Origin of the sequence: Rubrivirga sp. SAORIC476, from assembly GCF_002283555.1 — a bacterium.
Classification (GTDB): Bacteria; Bacteroidota; Rhodothermia; order Rhodothermales; family Rubricoccaceae; genus Rubrivirga.
Genome location: NZ_MVOI01000015.1, coordinates 20,589 through 40,998 on the forward strand (window position 1 = coordinate 20,589; position 20,410 = coordinate 40,998).

At 71.3% G+C, this 20,410-nt stretch carries 24 protein-coding genes; 9 read left to right on the forward strand and 15 right to left on the reverse strand.

Annotated elements, in window-relative coordinates; translation table 11 throughout:
• Window positions 1–56: 56 nt before the first annotated feature.
• Both B1759_RS17780 and alr read right to left on the reverse strand, forming a co-directional pair.
• Entirely contained in the window at window positions 57–761 is a 705-nt protein-coding gene (locus B1759_RS17780) for a winged helix-turn-helix domain-containing protein (protein ID WP_095516428.1), read from the reverse strand.
• Between the two features lie 115 nt (window positions 762–876).
• Window positions 877–1,986, reverse strand: coding sequence for an alanine racemase (alr, locus tag B1759_RS17785; RefSeq protein WP_095516429.1), 1,110 nt, complete (start codon window positions 1,984–1,986; stop codon window positions 877–879).
• A gap of 101 nt (window positions 1,987–2,087) precedes the next feature.
• Here alr and B1759_RS17790 point away from each other — a divergent pair, with 101 nt between their 5' ends.
• A complete protein-coding gene (locus B1759_RS17790; RefSeq protein ID WP_095516430.1) occupies window positions 2,088–2,666 on the forward strand; it encodes a T9SS type A sorting domain-containing protein in 579 nt (192 codons plus the stop codon).
• A 4-nt stretch (window positions 2,667–2,670) separates the two neighbouring features.
• The gene (locus B1759_RS17795; RefSeq protein WP_095516431.1) at window positions 2,671–3,213 is read left to right on the forward strand and encodes a hypothetical protein; all 543 of its coding nucleotides are present in this window, start codon (window positions 2,671–2,673) and stop codon (window positions 3,211–3,213) included.
• A gap of 3 nt (window positions 3,214–3,216) precedes the next feature.
• On the opposite strand, the gene B1759_RS17800 is transcribed toward B1759_RS17795, so the two are convergent.
• Entirely contained in the window at window positions 3,217–3,900 is a 684-nt protein-coding gene (locus B1759_RS17800; protein WP_095516432.1) for a hypothetical protein, read from the reverse strand.
• Window positions 3,900–5,120, reverse strand: coding sequence for an alanine dehydrogenase (locus B1759_RS17805; protein WP_095516433.1), 1,221 nt, complete (start codon window positions 5,118–5,120; stop codon window positions 3,900–3,902). Before B1759_RS17805 ends, B1759_RS17800 begins: the two co-directional genes overlap by 1 nt.
• Window positions 5,121–5,245: 125 nt before the next feature.
• Between B1759_RS17805 and B1759_RS17810 the strand changes: the two genes are divergently transcribed.
• Window positions 5,246–5,725 (forward strand): DUF4864 domain-containing protein, encoded by a 480-nt coding sequence (locus tag B1759_RS17810; protein ID WP_198949009.1) that lies wholly within the window; start codon window positions 5,246–5,248, stop codon window positions 5,723–5,725.
• A 71-nt stretch (window positions 5,726–5,796) separates the two neighbouring features.
• Here B1759_RS17810 and B1759_RS17815 read toward each other — a convergent pair whose 3' ends face one another.
• Window positions 5,797–6,582, reverse strand: a complete 786-nt coding sequence (locus B1759_RS17815; RefSeq protein WP_158225337.1) for an RNA methyltransferase — start codon at window positions 6,580–6,582, stop codon at window positions 5,797–5,799.
• Between the two features lie 240 nt (window positions 6,583–6,822).
• On the opposite strand from B1759_RS17815, the gene B1759_RS17820 reads away from it, so the two are divergent.
• The 3 genes from B1759_RS17820 to B1759_RS17830 are packed head-to-tail and all read left to right on the forward strand — an operon-like array spanning window position 6,823 to window position 9,085.
• Complete coding sequence (locus B1759_RS17820) at window positions 6,823–8,136, forward strand: Glu/Leu/Phe/Val dehydrogenase (protein ID WP_095516435.1); 1,314 nt, start codon at window positions 6,823–6,825, stop codon at window positions 8,134–8,136.
• 54 nt (window positions 8,137–8,190) lie between these two features.
• Complete coding sequence (gene yidD, locus B1759_RS17825) at window positions 8,191–8,478, forward strand: membrane protein insertion efficiency factor YidD (protein ID WP_095516436.1); 288 nt, start codon at window positions 8,191–8,193, stop codon at window positions 8,476–8,478.
• 22 nt (window positions 8,479–8,500) lie between these two features.
• A complete protein-coding gene (locus B1759_RS17830; RefSeq protein ID WP_095516437.1) occupies window positions 8,501–9,085 on the forward strand; it encodes a molybdenum cofactor biosynthesis protein B in 585 nt (194 codons plus the stop codon).
• Window positions 9,086–9,154: 69 nt separating this feature from the next.
• Here B1759_RS17830 and B1759_RS17835 read toward each other — a convergent pair whose 3' ends face one another.
• From B1759_RS17835 to lat, 6 genes are all read right to left on the reverse strand, one after another.
• Window positions 9,155–9,961 (reverse strand): hypothetical protein, encoded by an 807-nt coding sequence (locus tag B1759_RS17835; protein WP_095516438.1) that lies wholly within the window; start codon window positions 9,959–9,961, stop codon window positions 9,155–9,157.
• 118 nt (window positions 9,962–10,079) lie between these two features.
• Window positions 10,080–11,528 carry a pyruvate kinase gene (gene pyk, locus B1759_RS17840; protein ID WP_095516439.1) on the reverse strand — a complete coding sequence of 483 codons (1,449 nt, stop codon included), beginning with the start codon at window positions 11,526–11,528 and terminating at the stop codon, window positions 10,080–10,082.
• 149 nt (window positions 11,529–11,677) lie between these two features.
• The gene (locus B1759_RS17845) at window positions 11,678–12,235 is read right to left on the reverse strand and encodes a hypothetical protein (RefSeq protein WP_095516440.1); all 558 of its coding nucleotides are present in this window, start codon (window positions 12,233–12,235) and stop codon (window positions 11,678–11,680) included.
• 120 nt (window positions 12,236–12,355) lie between these two features.
• Window positions 12,356–12,817: a hypothetical protein gene (locus B1759_RS17850; protein ID WP_095516441.1), complete on the reverse strand. Its 462-nt coding sequence runs from the start codon at window positions 12,815–12,817 to the stop codon at window positions 12,356–12,358.
• 99 nt (window positions 12,818–12,916) lie between these two features.
• Complete coding sequence (locus tag B1759_RS17855; RefSeq protein ID WP_095516442.1) at window positions 12,917–13,600, reverse strand: response regulator transcription factor; 684 nt, start codon at window positions 13,598–13,600, stop codon at window positions 12,917–12,919.
• A gap of 184 nt (window positions 13,601–13,784) precedes the next feature.
• Window positions 13,785–15,131 carry an L-lysine 6-transaminase gene (gene lat / locus B1759_RS17860; protein WP_095516443.1) on the reverse strand — a complete coding sequence of 449 codons (1,347 nt, stop codon included), beginning with the start codon at window positions 15,129–15,131 and terminating at the stop codon, window positions 13,785–13,787.
• A gap of 235 nt (window positions 15,132–15,366) precedes the next feature.
• Between lat and lipA the strand changes: the two genes are divergently transcribed.
• The 3 genes from lipA to B1759_RS17875 are packed head-to-tail and all read left to right on the forward strand — an operon-like array spanning window position 15,367 to window position 17,424.
• On the forward strand, window positions 15,367–16,353 hold the full coding sequence (lipA, locus tag B1759_RS17865; protein WP_095516444.1) for a lipoyl synthase: 987 nt from the start codon (window positions 15,367–15,369) through the stop codon (window positions 16,351–16,353).
• Between the two features lie 22 nt (window positions 16,354–16,375).
• A complete protein-coding gene (locus B1759_RS17870) occupies window positions 16,376–16,885 on the forward strand; it encodes a hypothetical protein (RefSeq protein WP_095516445.1) in 510 nt (169 codons plus the stop codon).
• A complete protein-coding gene (locus B1759_RS17875) occupies window positions 16,882–17,424 on the forward strand; it encodes a DinB family protein (protein WP_095516446.1) in 543 nt (180 codons plus the stop codon). The genes B1759_RS17870 and B1759_RS17875 overlap by 4 nt, the downstream gene beginning before the upstream one ends.
• A 31-nt stretch (window positions 17,425–17,455) precedes the next feature.
• Here B1759_RS17875 and ubiG read toward each other — a convergent pair whose 3' ends face one another.
• The 4 genes from ubiG to B1759_RS17895 all read right to left on the reverse strand — a co-directional run bounded on the left by ubiG (window position 17,456) and on the right by B1759_RS17895 (window position 20,409).
• Window positions 17,456–18,193: a bifunctional 2-polyprenyl-6-hydroxyphenol methylase/3-demethylubiquinol 3-O-methyltransferase UbiG gene (ubiG, locus tag B1759_RS17880; protein ID WP_095516447.1), complete on the reverse strand. Its 738-nt coding sequence runs from the start codon at window positions 18,191–18,193 to the stop codon at window positions 17,456–17,458.
• Window positions 18,194–18,311: 118 nt separating this feature from the next.
• On the reverse strand, window positions 18,312–19,460 hold the full coding sequence (locus B1759_RS17885) for a 3-oxoacyl-[acyl-carrier-protein] synthase III C-terminal domain-containing protein (RefSeq protein WP_095516448.1): 1,149 nt from the start codon (window positions 19,458–19,460) through the stop codon (window positions 18,312–18,314).
• A 99-nt stretch (window positions 19,461–19,559) separates the two neighbouring features.
• Window positions 19,560–19,880 carry an FxLYD domain-containing protein gene (locus tag B1759_RS17890; RefSeq protein ID WP_095516449.1) on the reverse strand — a complete coding sequence of 107 codons (321 nt, stop codon included), beginning with the start codon at window positions 19,878–19,880 and terminating at the stop codon, window positions 19,560–19,562.
• 100 nt (window positions 19,881–19,980) lie between these two features.
• Window positions 19,981–20,409: a DUF6174 domain-containing protein gene (locus tag B1759_RS17895; RefSeq protein WP_095516450.1), complete on the reverse strand. Its 429-nt coding sequence runs from the start codon at window positions 20,407–20,409 to the stop codon at window positions 19,981–19,983.
• Window position 20,410 lies beyond the last annotated feature (1 nt).

Consider the following 20,410-nt stretch of genomic DNA (forward strand, 5'->3'; position numbering starts at 1 on the left):
AACGTAGGACGCAGAGCGTGGGGGGCGGTCTCCCCCCACGTTCTACGCACGACGGCCTAGGCCTCGGACTCTGCCTCTTCGACGAACCGGTAGCCGACGCCGCGGACCGTCTGGATGTGCTTGGCGAACTCGCCCAGCTTCTCCCGGAGGTTCTTGATGTGCGCGTCGACGGTCCGCTCGGTCACCATCATGGCGTCCTTCCAGATCGTCTCAAGCAGTTGCTGGCGGGTGAACGCCTTGCGAGGGTGGCGGACGAGGTAGCGAAGCAGTTCGAACTCCGTCAGCGTCAGACCGAGGTCGTCGCCGTCGAGGGTGGCGCGGTACTCGTCCTCGTAGATGGTGAGGCCAGCGACGGACAGCGTCTTGCTCTCCTCGGTGCCCGTCCGGCGCAGCACGGCCCGGATGTTGGCGAGCACGACCTTCGGGCTGACCGGCTTGGTCAGGTACTGGTCGGCGTTGGCGAGGCCCTCCAGCTGGTCGGACTCCTCCGTCTTCGCCGTCATCATGATGATCGGGATCTTCTCCGTCTCGACACGGCCGCGGAGGCGCTTGGCGATCTCGAAGCCGCTCATGCCAGGGAGCATCACGTCGAGGAGGATCGCGTCGATGTCCGGGCTGGCCTTCGAGAGAGCCTCGTCGGCATCGTAGGCGGTGAGGACGTTGTAGCCCTCCTCGCGGAGGAAGTGGGAGATGATCTCGACGACGTCCTCCTCGTCATCGACGACGAGAATGGTGATCTCCTGCGGGGTGGAGGTAGCCATGGGGCGAGGGGGGTGGGTGCGGGTGAGGGAAACCCTCAAGCCGAGGGCGTGACTCGATATACACAGCCGGGCGGCTCGGGTTCTGCCATCTTCACATTCGACTGCCTCTGGCCGGTCAGCCCTCCCGCAGGACGCGGTGGACGCGCGCCGTGAGCCCCGTCGGGAGGGTGTACGCGAAGGTCCCGGCGCTCGCCGCCGCCTCTTCGATGCTCGGCCCGCCCGGCCCGAACACGACCGCCTCGGCGCCGACCTCGACCGAGCCTCCCCACCCGCCGGGGTCGCCGAGGGAAACCATCGTCATGTCCATGCAGACGCGCCCGACAATCGCTGCCCGCCGTCCCGCGATGCCGACCTCGCCGCGGTTCGAGAGCGACCGCGGGATCCCGTCGGCGTACCCGACCGCCAGCGTGGCGATGCGCGTCGGGCGCTCGGCGACCCACGTCCGCCCGTAGCTGACCGACTCGCCGGGGGCGACGGTCTGGAGGTGGACCACGCGGGCGATGAGCCGCATCGCCGCGCGGAGATCGGTCATCGCGGGGGCCATCGACGGGTCGGACGCCATTCCGTAGAGGACGCCTCCGAGGCGGGTCAGCGCGGGACGCGACGTGACGGGCGGCAGGCGAACGTGCGCCGGGCCGTTGGCGACGTGCACCAGCGGCGGCGCGTCCGCGCCGAGGTCGCGCAGGACGCCGTCGAAGCGGCGGACCTGGAGGAACGCGAAGCTGGGGTCGGCGGCGTCGGCCGTGGCGAGGTGTGTCCACAGGGCCACCACCTCGACTCCGGCCGCGGTCAGGCGCCGCACCGTCTCGGCGGCCTCCCCCGGCGCCACGCCGAGGCGGTGCATGCCGGTGTCCACCTTGACGTGGACCCGCACCGACGGCGTCCGCGCGATCACAGCCTCAGCCCCCTCCGGGGACGCCACGACTGCGTCGAGGCCGTGGCGTTCGTAGGCGGGCAGGAAGTCTGGGAGCGGCGCCGCAAGAACCAGGGTGCGGGCCTCGATCCCTGCATCGCGCAACGCGATGGCCTCGGGCAGCGTCGCGACCGCCAGCCACGTAACACCCTCCGCCAGCAGCACGCGTGATACGGGGACCGCCCCGTGGCCGTAGGCGTTGGCCTTGACGACGCCCATCACGGCGTCCCGACGAAGCGCGGCGAGCGTGCGGACGTTGTGGCGGATGGCGCCGAGGTCGGTCTCGGCGCGCAGGGCGACGGGCGGGAGCACAGGTCAGGGGGGAGACGGAGCGCCCGAACGCCGTGTCGGTGGGTGGGGCTCCGCGAGGACGCGTCACCACGACCTCGGGGGCAGCACAGTGCACCAGGACGATGCAGCTTATCGACATCCTGAACAGCTCGCAGGGCAGCCGCATCCAACGGATCCAGACGACCTACAACCGGAGCGGGAGCGCTGCGACCACCGTCGCCAACGCGGAGCCGCTCGCCGACGGCCGCGGCGCGTCGGACGTGATCGGCTGCCTCGGCGGCCATCCGACGCACATGCACGTCACGCGGGTACCCGGCGGCCGCACCGCCAGCGGCTTCAACTTCGCCGGCACGGACGGCGCCGCGTGGACCGAGCGCGGACTACGAAGCGAGGCCGACCGCCTCGGGGTCAGCCCCGCTTCCGCAACGGCCCCGACTGGGCGGCTCTCAGCGATCGTCGCGCCGAACCCGATCACCGGTGACCGCCTCCGCTTCCAGGTCGTGGCCGAGCCGGGGATGCGCGTCCGGGCCGAGGTCTACGACGTGGTCGGGCGGGCCGTCGGCGAGGTCGCCGTCGCCACCGGGCCCGCGGGCCGGACGCCCGCGACGGTGGGCCTGGACGGGCTCGCGCCTAGCCTGTACGCCCTCCGGCTGACGGCGGGCGACGAGGTCGCGACCCAGACGTTCGTCGTCGTACGCTAGGGCCATGCGTCTTCGCATCCTGGTGCTCGGGCTCCTCACAGCCGGCTGCTCTCCGGAGCGGCCGGCCGAGTCCGCGCCCCCCGTGTCGAACGCCCGCGCCGTGCCCGAGGCCGCGCGCCCCGACAGTCTCCCCTCCACCGTGGCCGAGACGCGCGCCGTGATCCTGGCCGCCGCGGCACGAGAGGACTGGGCCGCCCTCGACTCGCTGGCGGCCTGGACACCCGGGCCGGGCCAGAGCCCGTTTCTCTACACCCTCGGCCCGACGTTCGGGCCCCCCTCCATCTTCTGGCGAACCCACGGCGGCGAGGGCTTGCTGGACGAGATGACGGCCGTGCTCCAGTCGACCCCCCAGCTTTCCGACGGGGGGGCTGGCTGGCCGACGTGGGCGTGGACCCCGCCCACGGACTTATCGCCCGCCGACCGCGCCTTGTTCGAGGGCGCCGTACCAGACCCGTCAGCGGCATTCACGGCCGAGGGCGACTACGTCGGCCCCGTCACGTTTATCGACTCGACCGGGCGCTGGCTACGCTACGTGGCTGGGGAGTAGGCGCTACTCGCCGTTCTTCAAGAGCCGGATGCCGTCGTGAAAGCGCAGCATCGTGGCCCGGTGCCGCTCCGCGGCCGACTGCGAGGTGAAGGTCGTGACCTGGAGCGCGCCCTCGTCGGTGCCGAACACGGACGTGATGAACACGAACTCGACCCCGTTCTCCGCCATGCCCTCGAACTCCAACTGGATGCCTTCGCCACCGGGCACGCGGAACGGCCGCTCCGAGAGCAGCGACACCGGATGGCCCGTGCCCAACTCGGCATTCGTCAGCACGAAGTCGCGGACCTGCTTGTTGGTCGACGGGAAGGCCTCATAGATCGACATCGCGTAGCCGCCCGAGAACGGCAGCGACAGTTCGAACTCGGTCTCCTCGTTGACGCGGTTGCGAGGACGGCTCCAGGCCGTCGGGTCGTACGTGAGCGCGTAGGTCCCGCTCGCGCTCGTCAGCGTGCGCACAGAGGACGGCGGAGGAGCAGGCGGCGGCGGAGGAGCAGGACCGGCCGAAAGGTCGAGGTCCACGACCTCCGCAGCGGGCGGCGGCGAGCGTCGGTCCAGGCGCCACGTGCCGTCGCCATACACGAGGATGGCCCGCCCGTCCTCGGTGGTCGCGCGGACCGGGTCGTCGGCAGACTGGGCGAGCGCGGACGGAACCGCGAGCAAGGCCAGCAAAAACAGGAGAGTGCGCATCAGATACCAGAGGCGATCAGCAACTCAATATCGCGATGCGGCATCCCGAACATGGCCGCGAGGCTCTTCTTCGTCAGGTGTCGACGGTAGACGTAGGCGCCGGTCCGCAGCGAGACGTTGGACCAGAGGGCATCGTTGATGCTGCCCGCCTCGCCGATCTCCAGCACATACGGCGTGAGCGCGTTCGAGAGCGCGTAGGTGCCCGTCCGCGCCACCGAGGACGGCAGGTTCGGGACGCAGTGGTGGACGACGCCGTGCGCCACAAAGGTCGGCTCGTCGGGCGTCGTCGGGCGGCTCGTCTCCACGCAGCCGCCCTGGTCGATGACGAGGTCCACGACGACGGACCCGGAGCGCATCGCGGCCACCATGTCTTCGGTCACCACCACGGGCGAGCGCTGCCCGACCGACATCGCGGCGCCGATCACCACGTCGGCGTTCTGAACGGCGCGCTTCACGTAGGTCGGGTTGGCCATGGCCGTCGTCACGCGCCGGTCGAGGACGTGCTCGATGGCCCGCAGCGCCGTCAGGTCGGTGTCGAGCACGATGGTGTGCGCCCCGAAGCCGATGGCGGTCCGCGCCGCCCACTCGCCGATGACGCCCGCACCCAGGATGACGACCGTCGCCGGGGGCACGCCCGAGATGCCGCCCAGCATCACGCCGCGCCCCCCCTCGCTCGACTCCAGCAGCCGCGCCGCCGTCTGCACTGCCATCGACCCGGAGATCTCGTGCATCATGCGGACGATGGGCAGCGTCCCGTCGGCGTCGGCGATGAACTCGAAGCCGATGCCGGTGATGCGGAGTTCCATCAGGCGCCGGAGCGTCTCGGCCTGGAGGCCGCCGAGGTGGAGCGCCGAGATGAGCACCTGGCGCTCGCGCATCAGGTCGAGCTCGTCGGCCCGTGGCGGGAACACCTTCACGATCAGGTCGCACTCGGAGTAGACCTCGCCCGGCGTGTCGACCACGTCGCAGCCCGCGTCTGCGTACTCGCTGTCGGCGAACTGGGCCTCGGCGCCCGCGCCCGCCTCGATGCGGACCTCGTGCCCGTTGGCGACGAGCAGGGCGGCAGCATAAGGGGCCAGCGCGACCCGGCGCTCGTCGTTGCCGGATTCGCTCGGCACACCGATGCGCAGGCGCTGGGTACGCTCACCGATCTCGGCGGGCTTTTCGAGCGGCAGGAGCGTCGACTCGACGCTGAGACCCTGGAAGGCGGGGATTTCCATGCCGCAAGCTACGGGAGGCGCCCCTGCGGAGCCCACGCCCGTCGTCAGACTCTGCCCCATCCTCACCGGCGGCGGGACCTCGCCGGTCGGGGCCGCGTGCAGACCGTCCATCCACCGCTCGCGCCGTGCAGCTCGCTCCCATCGCCCTCGCCGCTCTCATGATCGCCGCGGGCGTGCTGGTAACCGCCCAGTCGCGCGCAGACCCGCAGCCGTCTGCCGACCTCCGTCCTGCCGAGGTGGTCCGCATCCAGGTCGAGGCGCTCCAGCACAACGACGACCCCACGCCCGACGCGGGCATCGCGACCACATTCCGGTTCGCGTCGCCGTCCAACAAGGCCGCCACCGGCCCCCTCGACCGCTTCGCGCGGATGGTGCATGGACCGGCCTACGACGACATGCTGGACGCCGACCGTGCGGCGTACGCGCCCATCGCCATCGACGGCGACCGCGCTGCCCAGCGCGTCACGCTCTTTCATGACGACGGGCGGCGCGCGACGTACGTGTTCCAGCTCTCCCGCCAGGTGGGCGGATCGTGCGACGGCTGCTGGATGACCGACGGCGTCGCCCGCGAGGCGCCACACCAGAGTAGAACGACCAGGATCTGAGGCGTCACCCCGACGGCCCCGTCCGCTTCAGTGCCGAGGTGGAGGATGTCGACCGGCAGGCTCCCCCTGCCCTATCCCAGCCAGCGCGACATCAGGACGGCGCCCGCGACCGCCACGTTGAGCGACTCGACGCCCCGCGGCTGGCCCCCCTCGACGCCAGGGATGAACACGAACCGGCTCCCCACAGGGGGCTGCCGACGAAGCCAGTCGGAGACCTCCGGCGACAGTCCGTGCGCCTCGCTGCCCATGACGAGCGCTGCCGACGCGCCCGGCCCCCATTCGCCCACCGACGTCCCCCCGAGGTCGGCGCCCCACGCGGTCACGGCCGCCTCGGCCAGGCGGCCGAGCACCGGGACGAGCGACGGCACGCGGGCCAGCGCCACGTCCCAGATCCCCCCCATCGACGCGCGGACGGCCTTGGGAGACTCGAAATCCGCCGTGGCCGTGTCTCCCACGACCGTGCGAATCCCGAACCAGGCCGCCGTCCGCACCAGCGCGCCGACGTTGCCGGGGTCCTGGACGCCGTCGAGCAGAAGCAGAGGCGCCTCGAGGGAGTCGAGATCGTCGCGGACCACGGAGCGGGCGACGGCGAGGACGCCCTGCGAGGTCCGAGCGTCCCCGATGCGCTCGAGATCGCGCGCGGCGATCGTGTGCACCTCGGCGTCGGTCTGGGCCACGAGCCGCCCGAGGCGGGGGTCGTCGGCGGCCTCAGCAGTGACGAGGACGGCCTCCAGCGGTGCGGAGGCCTGCACCGCCGCCTCCACTGACCGGAGCCCCTCGACGAGGAAGCGCCCATGCTCCCGCCGGGCACGGCTCCGCGTGAGCGCGGCGAGGTCCTTGAGTTGCTGTCGAGTCACGTGTGCGGCGGGGAGCGAGGGCACAAGATGGCCCCGAAATACGCGCCGTGGATGAGATCGGACGGAACAGCGCCGGCGACGCCCGCCCCTCCCTCACGCGTGAACGCCTCGCAGAGATGGAACGGAGCGGCCGACCGGACGATACGAGCCGTAGATTTGCCGCCGTCGCACTTGGAAGCGCTTCCGACTGCTTCCTGGCGGCCCGTTCCCCCCGCCCTCCCCCCGGTCCGCCGGGATGCCATGCAGACCCCCTTCAAGCGCGACATCGAGAGCCGCGCGATCTACCAGGAGCCCACCCCGCCCATCGACAAGGACAACCCGTTCCAGTCGATGATGGAGCGGTTCGACGTCGCCGCCGAGTTGCTCGAACTCGACTCGGGCCTCTACGACGTGCTCCGGTCCCCCTCGCGCATCCACATCACCAGCATCCCGGTCGTCATGGACGACGGCTCGCTGAAGGTGTTCGAGGGCTACCGCGTGATCCACTCCGAGGTCCTCGGGCCCTCCAAGGGCGGCATCCGCTTCGCGCCCGACGTGCACGTGGACGAGGTCAAGGCGCTGGCGGCGTGGATGACCTGGAAGTGCGCCGTCGTCGGCGTGCCGTTCGGGGGCGCCAAGGGCGGCGTCACGTGTGACCCCAGCACGATGTCGCCCGGCGAAGTCGAGCGCCTCACCCGGCGCTACACGGCCAACCTGATCGACGTGTTCGGGCCGGACAAGGACATCCCGGCGCCCGACATGAACACCAACGAGCAGGTCATGGCCTGGCTGCTCGACACCTACTCGATGCATGCCCGTCGTACCGAGACGGCCGTCGTGACCGGCAAGCCGCTGCTCATCGGCGGCTCCGAGGGACGGCGCGAGGCCACCGGCCGCGGCGTCATGACGACGACGCTCGGCGCGATGAACCGCCTCGGCATGCGTCCCGGCCAGTCGACGGTCGCCGTGCAGGGCTTCGGCAACGTCGGCTCCGTCGCGGCACAGCTGCTCCGCGAGCAGGGCTGCACCATCGTCGCGGTGAGCGACGTCTCGGGCGGCTACTACAACGCCAAGGGCATCGACATCGACGCCGCGATCGCCTACGCCGACACGCACGGCCGCTCGCTGGCGGGCTTCGAGGGCGCCGAGCCGATCTCCAACGAGGAGCTGCTCGCGCTCGACGTGGACGTGCTCGCGCCGTGTGCCAAGGAGAACCAGATCACCGCCAAGAACGCGGGCGACGTGAAGGCAAAGATCGTCGCCGAGGGCGCCAACGGCCCGACGACCCCCAACGCCGACACGATCCTCAACGACAACGGCGTGCTCGTCATCCCGGACATCCTCGCCAACGCGGGCGGCGTCACGGTCTCCTACTTCGAGTGGGTCCAGGACCGCCAGGGCTACTTCTGGACCAAGGACCGCGTCAACCGCCGCCTGGACCGCATGATGCGCGCCGCCTTCGACCGCGTCTACGACGCCGCCGAGCGCTACGACACGTCGATGCGGATCGGCGCGTACGTGATCGCCATCGAGAAGGTCGCCGGGGCGCTCAAGATGCGCGGCATCTACGCCTAGACCGTGGATCGTGGGGCGTGGAGTCCCGTACGAATCTCCACGCCCCTCTCCACGATGACGCGAGCCTTCGACCTGATCTGGCGCTTGCCGCGGCTGGCCCTCGTAGGGGTCGTCCGGTTCTACCAGGGCGCGATCTCGCCGTGGCTCCCGCCGACCTGCCGGTACTCGCCGACGTGCTCCGAGTACGCCGTGCAGGCCCTCCGCGAGTACGGAGCCGTCCGCGGCGGCATCCTGGCGACGTGGCGCATTCTGCGCTGCAACCCGTGGGGCGGCCACGGCCACGACCCGCCGCGCTGGTTCGGCGAGCCCGCGCCCGGAACGGACGACCCGACGAGTGGGTGAGAGCGGCCCCGACCGTTTCCCCATGTCCGCTGATACCCACCGCCGCCTCTCCCGGGACACTCCCGTCACGTGCGCCGTCGTGACCATCTCCGACACGCGCACCGAGGCGGACGACACGAGCGGCAAGGCCCTCGCCGACGGGCTGCGCGCGGCCGGGCACACGCTCGAGTTCTACCGGATCGTGCCGGACGACGGCGAGGCCATCCGGGCGGTGCTCCTCCACCTCGCGGGCCGCGTGGAGGCGGTCGTGACCACGGGAGGGACCGGCATCGGACGACGGGACCGGACCATCGAGGTCGCCGAGCGGCTCATCCAGAAGCCCCTCCCGGGGTTCGGGGAGTTGTTCCGGATGCTCTCATACCAGGACATCGGCGCCGCAGCCATGATGTCGCGCGCGACCGCCGGACTGTTCGGCCCGGAAGACGCCGACGCCGACACGCTCCTGTTCTGCTGCCCCGGCGCCGAACCCGCCGTCCGTCTCGCCCTCGACGCGCTCATCGTGCCCGACCTTCCGCACCTCGTGTGGGAGGTGCTGCGTCAGCCCCCGCCGCCGCCGTCGCGGCCCCTTGAGTTCCCCGTCGACCCGGCCGCGCCTGGCTCAGTCTAGCAGCAGCCGCGTACGAAGACGGCCGCCCCCGGATTCCAGGGACGGCCGTCGGAGGCACCAGAGCGCGGGCTAGCGCCGTCCGTTGTGGCGGTTGGTCCGCTTCGTGTTCGCCTCGTCCGCCTGATCCGTCTGGGGGAGGCTGTCGCGGGAGGCTTCCCCGTACCAGACGGCCAGGGCAAGGGCCAGCGCCACGTCCTCGTGGTCGCCGAGGTCCACGGTCGCGCCGGTGTCCGCCGCGATGCGGGCCCGATTCTCGCGGGCGTCGACGGCGAGGGCCGTCGCCTCGTCGCGGGACAGCGGAGCGTCGATGACCTCGGTCGAGACGTTGGCCTCGCGGCCGGACTGTTCGACGACCGTCGGGGACGGGCCGTCGCCGGACACCGAGGTGCCGGCGAGCGTGGTCGAGGCCCCGTCGAGATCGCCGTCCGCGTCCCGATCCGAGTCGGGTGCGGCGGCCTCCAGGTCGGCGGCCGAATAGATAGCGTCGACGGCCTCCGAGGCCGCGTCGAGGGAACCCGGGACGTCGACGGCACCATCGCGGTAGAGGCGCTCGAAGGTGTCCACGAGCACCTGAGCGGTCACATCGTGGGCGTCGGCGTCGCCCGAGCCTAGGGTCACGGCGACAGCGCTCGGCCCGACCGCGTGGATGGCGTCGGCCGAGGCCTGGCCGCCCGAGGTCACCACGACGGTCTGGCCGACGTACTGGCGCTCGCTCGTGAGCGAGTTCAAGACCGACTGGATCGCATCGTCGCCGGAGACGCGGCGGAGGTCCCGGACGGCGTAGGTGGGCGTGTCTTCGTCGTTCTGGACCTCGACGAGGGCGTAGGAGAGCGGGGCGGCGTCTGGGGCGTGGACGGCACAGAGGAAGCGGGCCATGGGTGCAGAGGGGGAGTGATCAGAAAGGGCCCTGGCTACGGGCCCCTCCTCCCCCCCGTTCCGCTGGTGGCGGCCCTCTCAGGGCGTCCCCGGTGCTCGACGCTTCGCCTCGGCTCGGCTACAGATGGTCCTCGCCGAGCGACGACACGTGGACCATGTTGGTCCGCCCCATCGCCGGGAGCGGGAGACCCGCCGTGATAATGATGCGCGTGCTCGGGAGGTAGTCGCCGCGGTCGAGCAGGGTCTGGTGGACCGTCCGGATGCCGTCGTCGGTGTGCTCCTGAAACGGGATCTCGATGGGCTCGACGCCCCACGAGAGGGCGATGTGGCCGAGCGCCGCACCGTCGTCGGTGAAGGCGTAGATCGGGACCGCCGGCCGGTGGCTCGCGATGGCACGGGCGGTCGAGCCGGAGTGGGTCAGGCAGCAGATCGCCTCGGCCTGGGTCTCGCTGGCGAGCGTGACGGCCGTGTACGAGATGGCGTCCGTGACGGGGTCGTCGGTGTCGGTGACGGCCACGAGTGCCTGCCGCCCGCCGAGGTCGCGGCGGTTGGCCTCCGCCTCCCGCACGATCTCGGCCATCACGCGGACCGCCTCGATGGGATACTTCCCCGCCGCCGTCTCGCCGGACAGCATGACCGCGTCGGTCCCGTCGAGCACCGCGTTCGCGACGTCGGTCGCCTCGGCGCGCGTCGGGCGCGGGTTGTCCATCATCGACTCCAGCATCTGGGTCGCCGTGATGACCGGCTTGGACGCCTCGAGGCACTTGCGGATGAGCCGCTTCTGGACGATCGGCACCTCCTGCATCGGGATCTCGATGCCGAGATCGCCTCGGGCCACCATGACCCCGTAGGTAGCCTCCAGGACGGCGTCGAAGTCGGCGACGGCCTCGGGCTTCTCGACCTTCGCGATCACCGGGATGGCCTTGCCCGCGGCGCGGATGCGGCGGTTGATGTCGTCCACGTCGGCCCCCGAGCGGACGAACGAGAGCGCGATCAAGTCGACGTCGTGCTCGAGCCCGAAGGCGAGGTCGGCGAGGTCCTTGTCGGTGAGCGACGGCCGGGCGGTCTTGAGGGCCGGGAGGTTGACCCCCTTGCGACTGCGGAGCGCTCCGCCCACGACCACCTCGGTGTGGACATCGGGCCCGTCGATCCGCGTGACGCGGAGTTCGAGGTTGCCGTCGTCCAGGAGGATCCGGTTGCCGACGGCGACCTCCTCCGCGAGCGCGTCGTAGCTCACGTGGACGCGCTGGGCGGTCCCCTCCTTGACCCGCTCGCTGGTCAGCACCAGCGAGTCGCCGTTGGAGATCTGGGTGTCCTCGGCCACGAGCCCGAGGCGGATCTTGGGGCCCTGCAGGTCCTGCATGACGGGCACGATCCGCCCGACCGCGGCGGCCTCCTCCCGGACGATCTCGATCATCCGGCGGTGGTCGTCGTGGCTCCCGTGGGAGAAGTTCAGCCGGGCCACGTCCATGCCGGCCCCGATCAGGGCCCGCACGCCCTCACGCGACGAGACGGCCGGGCCGAGGGTGCAGACGATCTTGGTGCGACGAGGAGTCGGTCGGGGCATGGAGCGGGTCGGGCAGACGGAGGGTCTGGCAACCTACGGAGCCCCCGCGCGCACCGGCGCGCGAAATCCTGCCCGCCCTGACGAAGCCCTCGTCCCGCTTCACCCCAGGGCAGCGTGCCGGAGCCAGCGCCTAGAGTGCCCGGCGCGCGTCATCCGCGAATCCGCACGGCGGCGCCTCGGCCGGACTGCTCGGCGCGGACCGCTCCGGTCCCGTCCCCGGTCCGGAGCCCCGGCGCGGCGACGACGACAGGCGCGGGCGCCAGACTCGTCTGTCCCTCCTCCATGAGGGTCTTGCCCGCCGCCTCCACCGCGGCCGGGACGTGGACGGCCTGCGTCGGCGCAACCGTCGCACGAGGAGAGGGCGACTCGGCCTCGGCCATGGCGATCTCACCGCCGAGGCACGTCATCATGCTCTCGATCAGGACCCCCGAAACCGCGGTGATGTCCTCAGGAGCATCGTCATCGATTCCGAGGGAGGCCGTCTCCCCCTGGCTGTGGAGGTAGGCGACGTAGCGGTCGAGGTCGGCTGAGGTCAGCGTGGAGGCCAGCGACTGGGTCTCGGTGCATCCGCAGATGGAGGCCACAGCGTCCACCGACAGGGAGGCGTCGCGCTCGCCCGAGGCCATGCAGGCCGTCAGGAAGCGACTCTGCGCGGACGCCGGGACGGCGGCGAGCAGGAGGAGGAGCAAACCGAGGGTCAGGCGCATGGTCGAGGAGAGAGAGGACTTCTCCCCTATCGCCCTTTCAGCCCATGCCTCCAATCAATCGGAGCGCGCGTCGCGCCGGGCGTGCGTCCGGGCCTGCTATCAGGATCGGCGGGCGGGCGCCTATCCGCGAATCCGGACCGCCGCGCCGCGGCCGGACTGTTCCGCGCGAACCGGGGCCCCGCCATCGCCCGTGCGGATGCCGACCGGCGGTGCGGCGGGTGACCGGGCTGGCCCCCCGGTGGTCGGGGATGCCTGCTGGGCGACGCCCTCACGCGGCTGCCCGTACACGTCGTGAGCGCAGGAGGCCGTCGACTCCATCGCGACCCGCGCCACGACCTGGATCTCCGGCGGGGCCGTCTGAAGGCCTTCCGACGAGTAGTCGATGCTGCGGTCGAGGTCCGTCGCGGGGACCCCGCGCTGGATCGACCGTGCGGCGATGCACTGGCAGAGCGCCCCGCCGTCGAGCCCCTCGATCTGGGCGATCTCAGGCGACGCGGCACAGGCCTGGACAAACCGCGCCTGGGCCGACGCCGGAGCCGCGATCACCGCGAAGAGAGCCAGCAGGCTGAAGAGTATGCGCATCGTGGAGGAGCGAGGACGAGGTGTGTCTCCTATCGCTCCTCCGGCCTCCGCCCCAATCAACGGGGCGGATGCGTCGCGCAGGTCGGTCTCGCGGCGCTGCTATCCCGCCGTAACGCCCATCGACCGGCTCGTCCAGTCGTAGGCGAACCGCGCCAGCTCGGAGCCGCTCCGGAGGCCGAGCTTGCGCTTGACGTTGGCGCGGTAGCTCTCGACGGTCTTGACGGAGAGGTTCAGTTCGTGGGCCACCTCGCGCGTCGACAGGCCGTCGCCGATCAGGCGCACCACCTCGGTCTCGCGGTCGGAGAGTTCCTCCGACGGCGGCCGACTGGCGTCGGGGCCCTCGACCGCCCGGCGGACGAGTTCGTCGGCGAGGCCCGCGCTGAGGTAGAGGTCGCCGCTCAGGATGCGGCGGATGGCAGGCACGATCTCAGCCGGGTCGCCCTGCTTCATGACGTAGCCCTGAGCGCCCGACCGCAGCACGCGCTCGGCATAGAACCGCTCCTGGTGCATCGAGAGGACGAGGATGGGCAGGTCGGCGCGACGCGCGCGGATCTGGCCGATCACGTCGAGCCCGGAGCCCTGCTTCAGACCGATGTCGAGGATCACGAAGTCGACGCCCCCCTCGTCGATCGCCTCCAGAGCGCCGTCCGCCGTGGCGGCCTCGGCGACGACCTGGAGGTCCGATTCGGCAGCGACCAGCCGGTCGAGGCCCTGACGCACGATCGGGTGATCATCCACCACGAGGATGCGGGTCGGGGACGACACAGAGACAGGGAGAGTCATGGAAAAGACATGTGAGGGTGCATTGAGGCTACCGACCCACCCGGTAGCGAGCAAGGGGGGAGTACCGGAGCACCCACCGGGGGATCCCCCATCGCCACCCACCGACCGGCGACGAACACCGGGCGGGCAGGCCCACTCCTCTCCGAAGCGCGCCTGCCCGTTCCCGTTGTCCTGCGAGCGCGCCCTACCCCTCCAGGCTGGTCACCAGCGCCCCCTCCAGGATCTCCAGTCCCGCGTCCAGGTCGGCCTGCGAGATCGTCAGCGCCGGTCGGAAGCGGATCGAGCGCGGGCCGCAACCCAGCGCCATCAACCCCTCGTCGTAGGCCGCCTTCAGGACCGCGTTGCGCGACGCCGTGTCGGGCAGGTCGAACGCGCAGAACAGCCCCCGGCCGCGCGCGTCGGTGACGCCCTCGAACCGCTCCTCCATCGCTCCGAGGCGGGCCATGAGGTGCGCGCCCTGGGTGTTGACGTTGCCGATCAGGTCCTCCGCCTCGATGACCTCGAGGATGCGGTCGAAGCGGACCATGTCCACCAGGTTGCCACCCCACGTCGAGTTGATGCGGCTCGACGTCTGGAAGACGTTGCCGTCCACCTCGTCCACCCGCGGCCCGGCCAGGATGCCGCACACCTGCGTCTTCTTGCCGAAGGCGATGATGTCCGGCGTCACGCCGAGGCCCTGCCACGCCCAGAAGGCGCCCGTCAGGCCGACGCCCGTCTGGACCTCGTCGAAGATCAGCAGCGCGTCCTGCTCGTCCGCCAGATCGCGGAGGCCCTGCAGGAACTCGGGCCGGAAGTGGTTGTCACCGCCCTCGCCCTGGATCGGCTCCAGGATGATGCACGCGATCTCGTCCGGGTGGTCCATGAACGCCTGCCGCGCCTGCCGCAGCGCGATCTCCTCCCGCATCTCCACGCCGCCGCCCCGGATCTTGGGGTTCGAGATACGCGGCCAGTCGAACTTGGGGTAGCCCGCGACCTTGTTCGGGTCCGTGTTCGTCAGCGACATCGTGTAGCCGCTCCGCCCGTGGAACGCCTCGCGGAAGTGGAGCACCTTCGAGCCGCGCTCGCCCGAGTAGCCCTTCGCGCGGTTCTTCCGCACCTTCCAGTCGAACGCCACCTTGAGCGCGTTCTCGACGGCCAGCGCGCCGCCCGAGACGAAGAAGGCGTGCGGCAGCTCCGCCGGGATGCCCACCCGCCCGAACGTCTCCACGAAGCGCGCGAAGTGCGGCGTGTAGACGTCCGAGTTGGCCACCTTGTTGAGCGCCGCGTCCATGAGCCGGTCCCGGAAGCCGACCGCCTCGTGCGAGTCGCCCGCTAGCCCGTCGTGGTTCATGCCCAGCGGGTTCGAGGCGTAGAACGTGAAGAAGTCGATGTAGTCGCGCCCCGTCGTCGCGTCGCGGAGCCGCGCCCCCCGGCTCTCCTCCATGTCGAGGACGATGTCGAAGCCGTCGGCCAGGATGTGGCGGCCGAGGATGCCGCGCACGTCGGCGGAGGCTGGAAGCGCTTTGCGCGTGGCGTCGGAGAGGATCTGCATGGACGGGAGTCGGAGGTCGTGGAGCGTCGGTCGGGGGGCGCAGGGAAAGGCTCTGGGGCGTCGGCCCACGCACCACGTCCTGCGCTCCGGGAAGATAGCGGACCGCCTCGGGGGAAACCCTTCCCGCCCGCCGCCGTGAGGCCCACGCTCACGCAGACCTCACGACCGGCTCCGTACCTTCGGCGTACGGATTGCCGCCCGTCCCGCGTCTCCCCCGCCCCCCACCTCCCTCCCCATGGAGACCGCCCGCCCCGCTGCCCGCCGACCCGGAGAGGTCGCCCTCAAGCAGGCCCCCGTCGCCGCCGACCTCGCCATCGAGTCCGAAGGCGACGGCTTCGCCCTCGAACTGCCCGTCGTCCAGAAGCCGCAGGTCGCCAACCGGCCCGGCGGACGCCCGAAGTGGCTCCGCGCCAAGCTGCCCTACGGCGAGACCTTCCGCGACGTTCAGAAGACGATCGAGGAGTTCGACCTGCACACCGTCTGCTCGTCCGCCCGCTGTCCCAACATGGGCGAGTGCTGGAGCGCGGGCACGGCGACGTTCATGATCCTGGGCAACGTCTGCACGCGCGGCTGCTCGTTCTGCGCCGTGCTCACGGGCCGCCCCGAGCAGAAGGAGCTCGACATGGACGAGCCCCGCCGCGTCGCCGAGGCGGCCCGCCTGATGGGCCTCCAGCACGTCGTGGTGACCTCCATCAACCGCGACGACCGCGAGGACGGCGGCGCGCCGGTCTTCGCCGAGACCATCCGCCTGGTGCATGCCCAGGGCCAGACCATCGAGGTGCTGATCCCCGACATGCGCGGTGTGCGCTCGGCGCTGGAGACCGTCTTCGAGGCCCGCCCGGAGGTCCTCAACCACAACGTCGAGACCGTCCCGCGCCTGTACCGCCGCGTCCGCCCCCAGGCCGACTACCAGCGGTCGCTCGACGTGATCCAGCTCGCCAAGACCGAGTACGGCCTCCGCACCAAGTCCGGCATCATGGTCGGCCTCGGCGAGACGCAGGACGAGGTCGTGAGCCTCATGGCCGACTTCGCGGCGCACGGCGTCGACGTGATGACCATCGGCCAGTACCTCCAGCCGACGCGCCATCACCTGCCGGTTGAGGAGTTCGTCCACCCGGACGTGTTCGCGTGGTACAAAGAGCAGGGCGAGGCCCTCGGCATCGAGCACGTCGAGAGCGGCCCGCTCGTGCGGAGCTCCTACCACGCCGAGCGACATGTTTAGGCGGAGGGATACGGGAGGCGGCATGGAGGGAGGCCGGACGCGCTCCTCGCTCCGTTCCCTCGGCCTCCTCATCCCTCTCGTCGCCGTGTCGGGCTGCACCACCGTCGTGGACACCGTCGCGGCGGTGTTCGGCCCCGGCGAGGTCGGCGGCGTCGTGGACGCGCACGTGGTCTACCGCCTGCGTGACGACTGCCCCGCGCTCATGGCGCGCACCATCAACCACGGCTACACCGTCCTCACCCCGCTCGGCCTGCTGGCCGACGAGGGCGACCCGATCCCGCTCCGGGCGCCGGTCGAGGAGACGGGCCTGTTCGAGGGCCCCGTGCGCACCGGCCAGAGCATCTACCGCTACATCGCCCCGGCGGACTCCGACACCTGGGCGGGCGAGCCGGTCGACATCGTCGCCGAGGTGGACGCGGTCCGCCTCGACGTGGACGAGGCCGCGGCCCGCCTCGTCGCCCTCTGCGGCCCCGAGCCCCTGCCGGTCCCCACCGACCCGGATGTCCCGCGCCTCCCTCCCGTCCAGCGATGACCCCGCTCCCCGCCTACGACGCCAACGACCCGGCCGCCTACGTGGCCTCCCGCCTGGCGCTCGTCGGCGACCGCGACCCGGTCCCGCTGCTGGCCGCCGCGCCCGACCGCATCGCGGACGCCGTGACGCACCTGTCGGACAACGCCGCTCGCCGTCCGGAGGCCCCCGGCGCGTGGTCCGTGCTCCAGGTCGTCCGCCACCTCGCCGACTCGGAGGTCGTCTACGGCTACCGCCTCCGCCTGCTCGTCGCCGCCGACCCCGGCCGCATCCCCGACATTCCGGGCTACGACCAGGAGGCCTGGGCCGAGCGCCTCTCGTATCTGCGCGGCACACTCGACGAGGCCGTCGAGGACTACGTGGCGGGGCGCCGCATGACCATTCGCTTCCTCCGCACTCTCACCGAGACCGACTGGACGCGCGAGGGGCACCACAGCGAGCGCGGCATCGAGAGCGTCCGCCAGATCGTGACGCTGCTGGCGGCGCACGACATGGGCCACGAGCAGCAGATCGTCCGCATCCGGGAGACGCTCGGCGCCTGACTCCACCGCCTCGGCGCCGAGGCGGGCGCGGTCAGGACCGCACGGCCGTCCCCATGTAGCCGACCGCCAGCGAGCGGACCGTCGTGAACGAGAACGCCGGATCCACGCGACGGCGCAGCAGCGACCGGCCGAACGCCCCGTCCAGCGTCGGGCGGACGCCGTGGACCTCCTCGACCGTCAGCCCATGCGGCGCGGCGAGGTCCGCCAGGTCGGTTGGCGGCAGGAACAGGCGCCAGACGTGGATGTGATCCGGCGCCTCGCGGACGACGAACTTGAAACCCTTCACCGCGACGAGCCACGCAAGCGGCGTCCGGTTGAACGTGTTGAACAGCACCACGCCACCCGGCTTCACGACCCGCGCGGCCTCGGCGATCACGCCCGCCTGGTCCTCGACGTGCTCCAGCATGTCGAACAGCAGCACCGCATCGTACGTCGCGTCCTCGGCCTCCAGCGCCGTCGCGTCGCCTACCCGGAACGTGGCGTCGGCGCCCTCGGGGACGCGCCGCCGCGCCTCTTCCAGCGAGTTCCCCGACAGGTCGATGCCCTCGACCCGGTAGCCCGCCTCGGCCAGCGGGAGCGCGATCAGGCCGCCGCCGCACGCCACGTCCAGCACGCGGGCGCCCGGCCCAATGCCGTGCCGCGCGAGCACCTCGTGCGTGTACGCCAGCTTCAGCCGCCCCTCCGCCCGCAGCAGCGCGATCGCGTGCCCGTCGTCCTCGAACCAGCGGTGGCCGAGGTCGTCGTAGAAGGCGTTGTTGATCTCTGGCATCGAGGCTGGGAACGGAGTGGCGGAGACAAGTAACCCTCTCCCCTGCCGCTCCGACGTGAAAGCCGCACGCCGACGGTAGCAGATGGCTACTCGCCGAGGCCATTCCGCGTCAGTGAGATCAGACCTTCTGCAACAGGTTCGTCGCCACCGTCAGCCCCGGACCGAAGGCCACCGAGCAGACGACCGCGCCCGACGCAATGGTCTCGTCCTGTGCGATCCGGTCCCAGATGTGGGGCAGCGTCGTGGACGACATGTTGCCGCGCTCGCGGAGCACGTCGTGGCTGTGACGCGCTTTGACGGCGTGGTCCACCCCGAGCGCCTCGGCGGTGCTCTCGATCACCCGCGGGCCGCCCGGATGGATGGCCCACACGTCCACGTCCTCGACGGCAAGGCCGTGACGGGCGAGGAACGCCTCGATCACGCCCGCGACGTTCGCCTTGATGTGATCTGGCACGGCGCGGCTGAGCGTCATCCGAAACCCGTCCGAGGCGGGGCGCCACGTCATCTCGCCGAGCGTGTCCGGGATCATGGCCTCGCTGTGGTCGATCAGCGCGAACGTCGCCTCGCCCGGCTGGGCCGTCACGTCGATGCGGATCGCGCCGTCGGCGAAGAGGCACTGCTGGACGATCTGCTCGGGGTCGGTCGTCGCTGGGTAGTGGTGGAGCGTGCAGAACTCGATGTCCACAAGGGTGGCGCGGGCGTCGCCGTCGGCCTTGCGCCCCGCCTCGGCGGTCACCACGTCGGCCGCGGTCGCGACGGCCGGGAGCGCGGCGTAGCAGCCCATGTGACCGACCGTCAGCACGCGGACGTCGCCCGACCAGCCGCGATCCGCCAGTGCCCGCTGCACCGCGGAGGGGCTGTCGTAGCCGGTGCACGAGACCTGCATCGCGATGTCCGGCGGCGCGTCGTCGGCGGCGAAGGCATCGCGGGCGACCTGCTCGGCGGTCTCGCAGTAGAGCGCCATCCGGCGGTCCAGCGGCGCCTGATGCCACGGCGCCGGAAGGCCGTCCTCGCCCGTCGCGGGAGCGTGGAGCGCCATCCGGTCCCAGTCCTGGTGCGTGTAGTCGTCGATGGCCGAGTAGCGGTTCTCGATGCTCGACCGCCGTGAGACGATGTCGTAGTACCGGATCGCGCGGTCGGCGTCGATCGACTCGTCCTCAGCCGCGGCCCGACGGAGGGCGGCCTTCATCCACTCGACCCCGGCGGCCTGATCGAGGTGGTATCCGAACGGCAGCGGTCGGACGGAGAGGTAGGCGCGAGGAGTCATGACGGGAGGAGGCGGGGCGCATACACGCCGCCCGAACCCGCTTGGTGCCCGGTGCGGCCGCCCGGCCGAAACCTCATCTCTGCCCTGACCCGCTCCTCATCAGTTCACACCGACGTACTTCAGCTTGGCCGCCCCCGCCTGGAGGTCCAGCCGCTGCTCGAAGCGCGCCGAGTCCCCATCGGCCACGTTGCGGACCTGGACCAGCACGTCGTCCATGGGTCGGTTCTGGGCGTCGTAGAGCGTCACGAACACGTCGGCAGACGAGATCGCCCCTGGTCCCCGGTTGACGAGTGTGCCCTGAAGCGTCGGGTAGGCGGTGCCCTCGCGCTGGAGCCGCAGGCCGGTGACGTCCGCCGCGGGCGGTTCACTGCCGCAGGCGGCGAGCACGAGAACGAGGACGAGCGGGAGAAGACGAGTCACGGCGTCGGGGGGGGGAAATCGGGGCTCAAGAACGCGCCGGACCGCCCGGCTTGTCTGAGGGGGATCTGTGGAGCGGTTGAAGAATGGCGACGCTCCGCCGCTACCGGGCGTCGAACGAGAGCACGCGGTAGCCGATCTCCTCGTCGGCGATGGCCTCGTCGTAGTCGATCCAGATGTCGGCGGGCACCCGCGGCTCCGTCGCCGAGACGGTGGCCCGCACCAACGCGGCATCCTGGCGGTAGGCGTCGAGCACGAGATCGTAGAGGCCGAGCACCGTCAGCGGGGCGGCCTCGTAGCTCGTCCACGACACGTCGGCCACCGCTCCGTCGGCCACGCGGACCTCGACCTCGTTGGGCGGGCAGAAGCAGTCGATGGCGTAGCGCAGCACGTACGAGTCGGCGCCCGAGGCGACGAAGCTGGCGCGGGCGGCCTCGACCTGGCCCCGCGTCAGCGCCTCGCCGCCGACGATGGGGTCGGTGTCGCAGCCCGCGACGAGGAGGAGGCCGAGGATGAGAGGCAGGGCGCGCATG

Bases quoted from the DNA above. Each gene is read 5' to 3' on its own strand.
- B1759_RS17780 (WP_095516428.1), bottom strand. From the start codon at position 761: ATGGCTACCTCCACCCCGCAGGAGATCACCATTCTCGTCGTCGATGAC.
- B1759_RS17790 (WP_095516430.1), top strand. From the start codon at position 2,088: ATGCAGCTTATCGACATCCTGAACAGCTCGCAGGGCAGCCGCATCCAA.
- B1759_RS17795 (WP_095516431.1), top strand. From the start codon at position 2,671: ATGCGTCTTCGCATCCTGGTGCTCGGGCTCCTCACAGCCGGCTGCTCT.
- B1759_RS17800 (WP_095516432.1), bottom strand. From the start codon at position 3,900: ATGCGCACTCTCCTGTTTTTGCTGGCCTTGCTCGCGGTTCCGTCCGCG.
- B1759_RS17805 (WP_095516433.1), bottom strand. From the start codon at position 5,120: ATGGAAATCCCCGCCTTCCAGGGTCTCAGCGTCGAGTCGACGCTCCTG.
- B1759_RS17820 (WP_095516435.1), top strand. From the start codon at position 6,823: ATGCAGACCCCCTTCAAGCGCGACATCGAGAGCCGCGCGATCTACCAG.
- yidD (WP_095516436.1), top strand. From the start codon at position 8,191: ATGACGCGAGCCTTCGACCTGATCTGGCGCTTGCCGCGGCTGGCCCTC.
- B1759_RS17830 (WP_095516437.1), top strand. From the start codon at position 8,501: ATGTCCGCTGATACCCACCGCCGCCTCTCCCGGGACACTCCCGTCACG.
- B1759_RS17835 (WP_095516438.1), bottom strand. From the start codon at position 9,961: ATGGCCCGCTTCCTCTGTGCCGTCCACGCCCCAGACGCCGCCCCGCTC.
- pyk (WP_095516439.1), bottom strand. From the start codon at position 11,528: ATGCCCCGACCGACTCCTCGTCGCACCAAGATCGTCTGCACCCTCGGC.
- B1759_RS17845 (WP_095516440.1), bottom strand. From the start codon at position 12,235: ATGCGCCTGACCCTCGGTTTGCTCCTCCTCCTGCTCGCCGCCGTCCCG.
- B1759_RS17850 (WP_095516441.1), bottom strand. From the start codon at position 12,817: ATGCGCATACTCTTCAGCCTGCTGGCTCTCTTCGCGGTGATCGCGGCT.
- B1759_RS17855 (WP_095516442.1), bottom strand. From the start codon at position 13,600: ATGACTCTCCCTGTCTCTGTGTCGTCCCCGACCCGCATCCTCGTGGTG.
- lat (WP_095516443.1), bottom strand. From the start codon at position 15,131: ATGCAGATCCTCTCCGACGCCACGCGCAAAGCGCTTCCAGCCTCCGCC.
- lipA (WP_095516444.1), top strand. From the start codon at position 15,367: ATGGAGACCGCCCGCCCCGCTGCCCGCCGACCCGGAGAGGTCGCCCTC.
- B1759_RS17870 (WP_095516445.1), top strand. From the start codon at position 16,376: ATGGAGGGAGGCCGGACGCGCTCCTCGCTCCGTTCCCTCGGCCTCCTC.
- B1759_RS17875 (WP_095516446.1), top strand. From the start codon at position 16,882: ATGACCCCGCTCCCCGCCTACGACGCCAACGACCCGGCCGCCTACGTG.
- ubiG (WP_095516447.1), bottom strand. From the start codon at position 18,193: ATGCCAGAGATCAACAACGCCTTCTACGACGACCTCGGCCACCGCTGG.
- B1759_RS17885 (WP_095516448.1), bottom strand. From the start codon at position 19,460: ATGACTCCTCGCGCCTACCTCTCCGTCCGACCGCTGCCGTTCGGATAC.
- B1759_RS17895 (WP_095516450.1), bottom strand. From the start codon at position 20,409: ATGCGCGCCCTGCCTCTCATCCTCGGCCTCCTCCTCGTCGCGGGCTGC.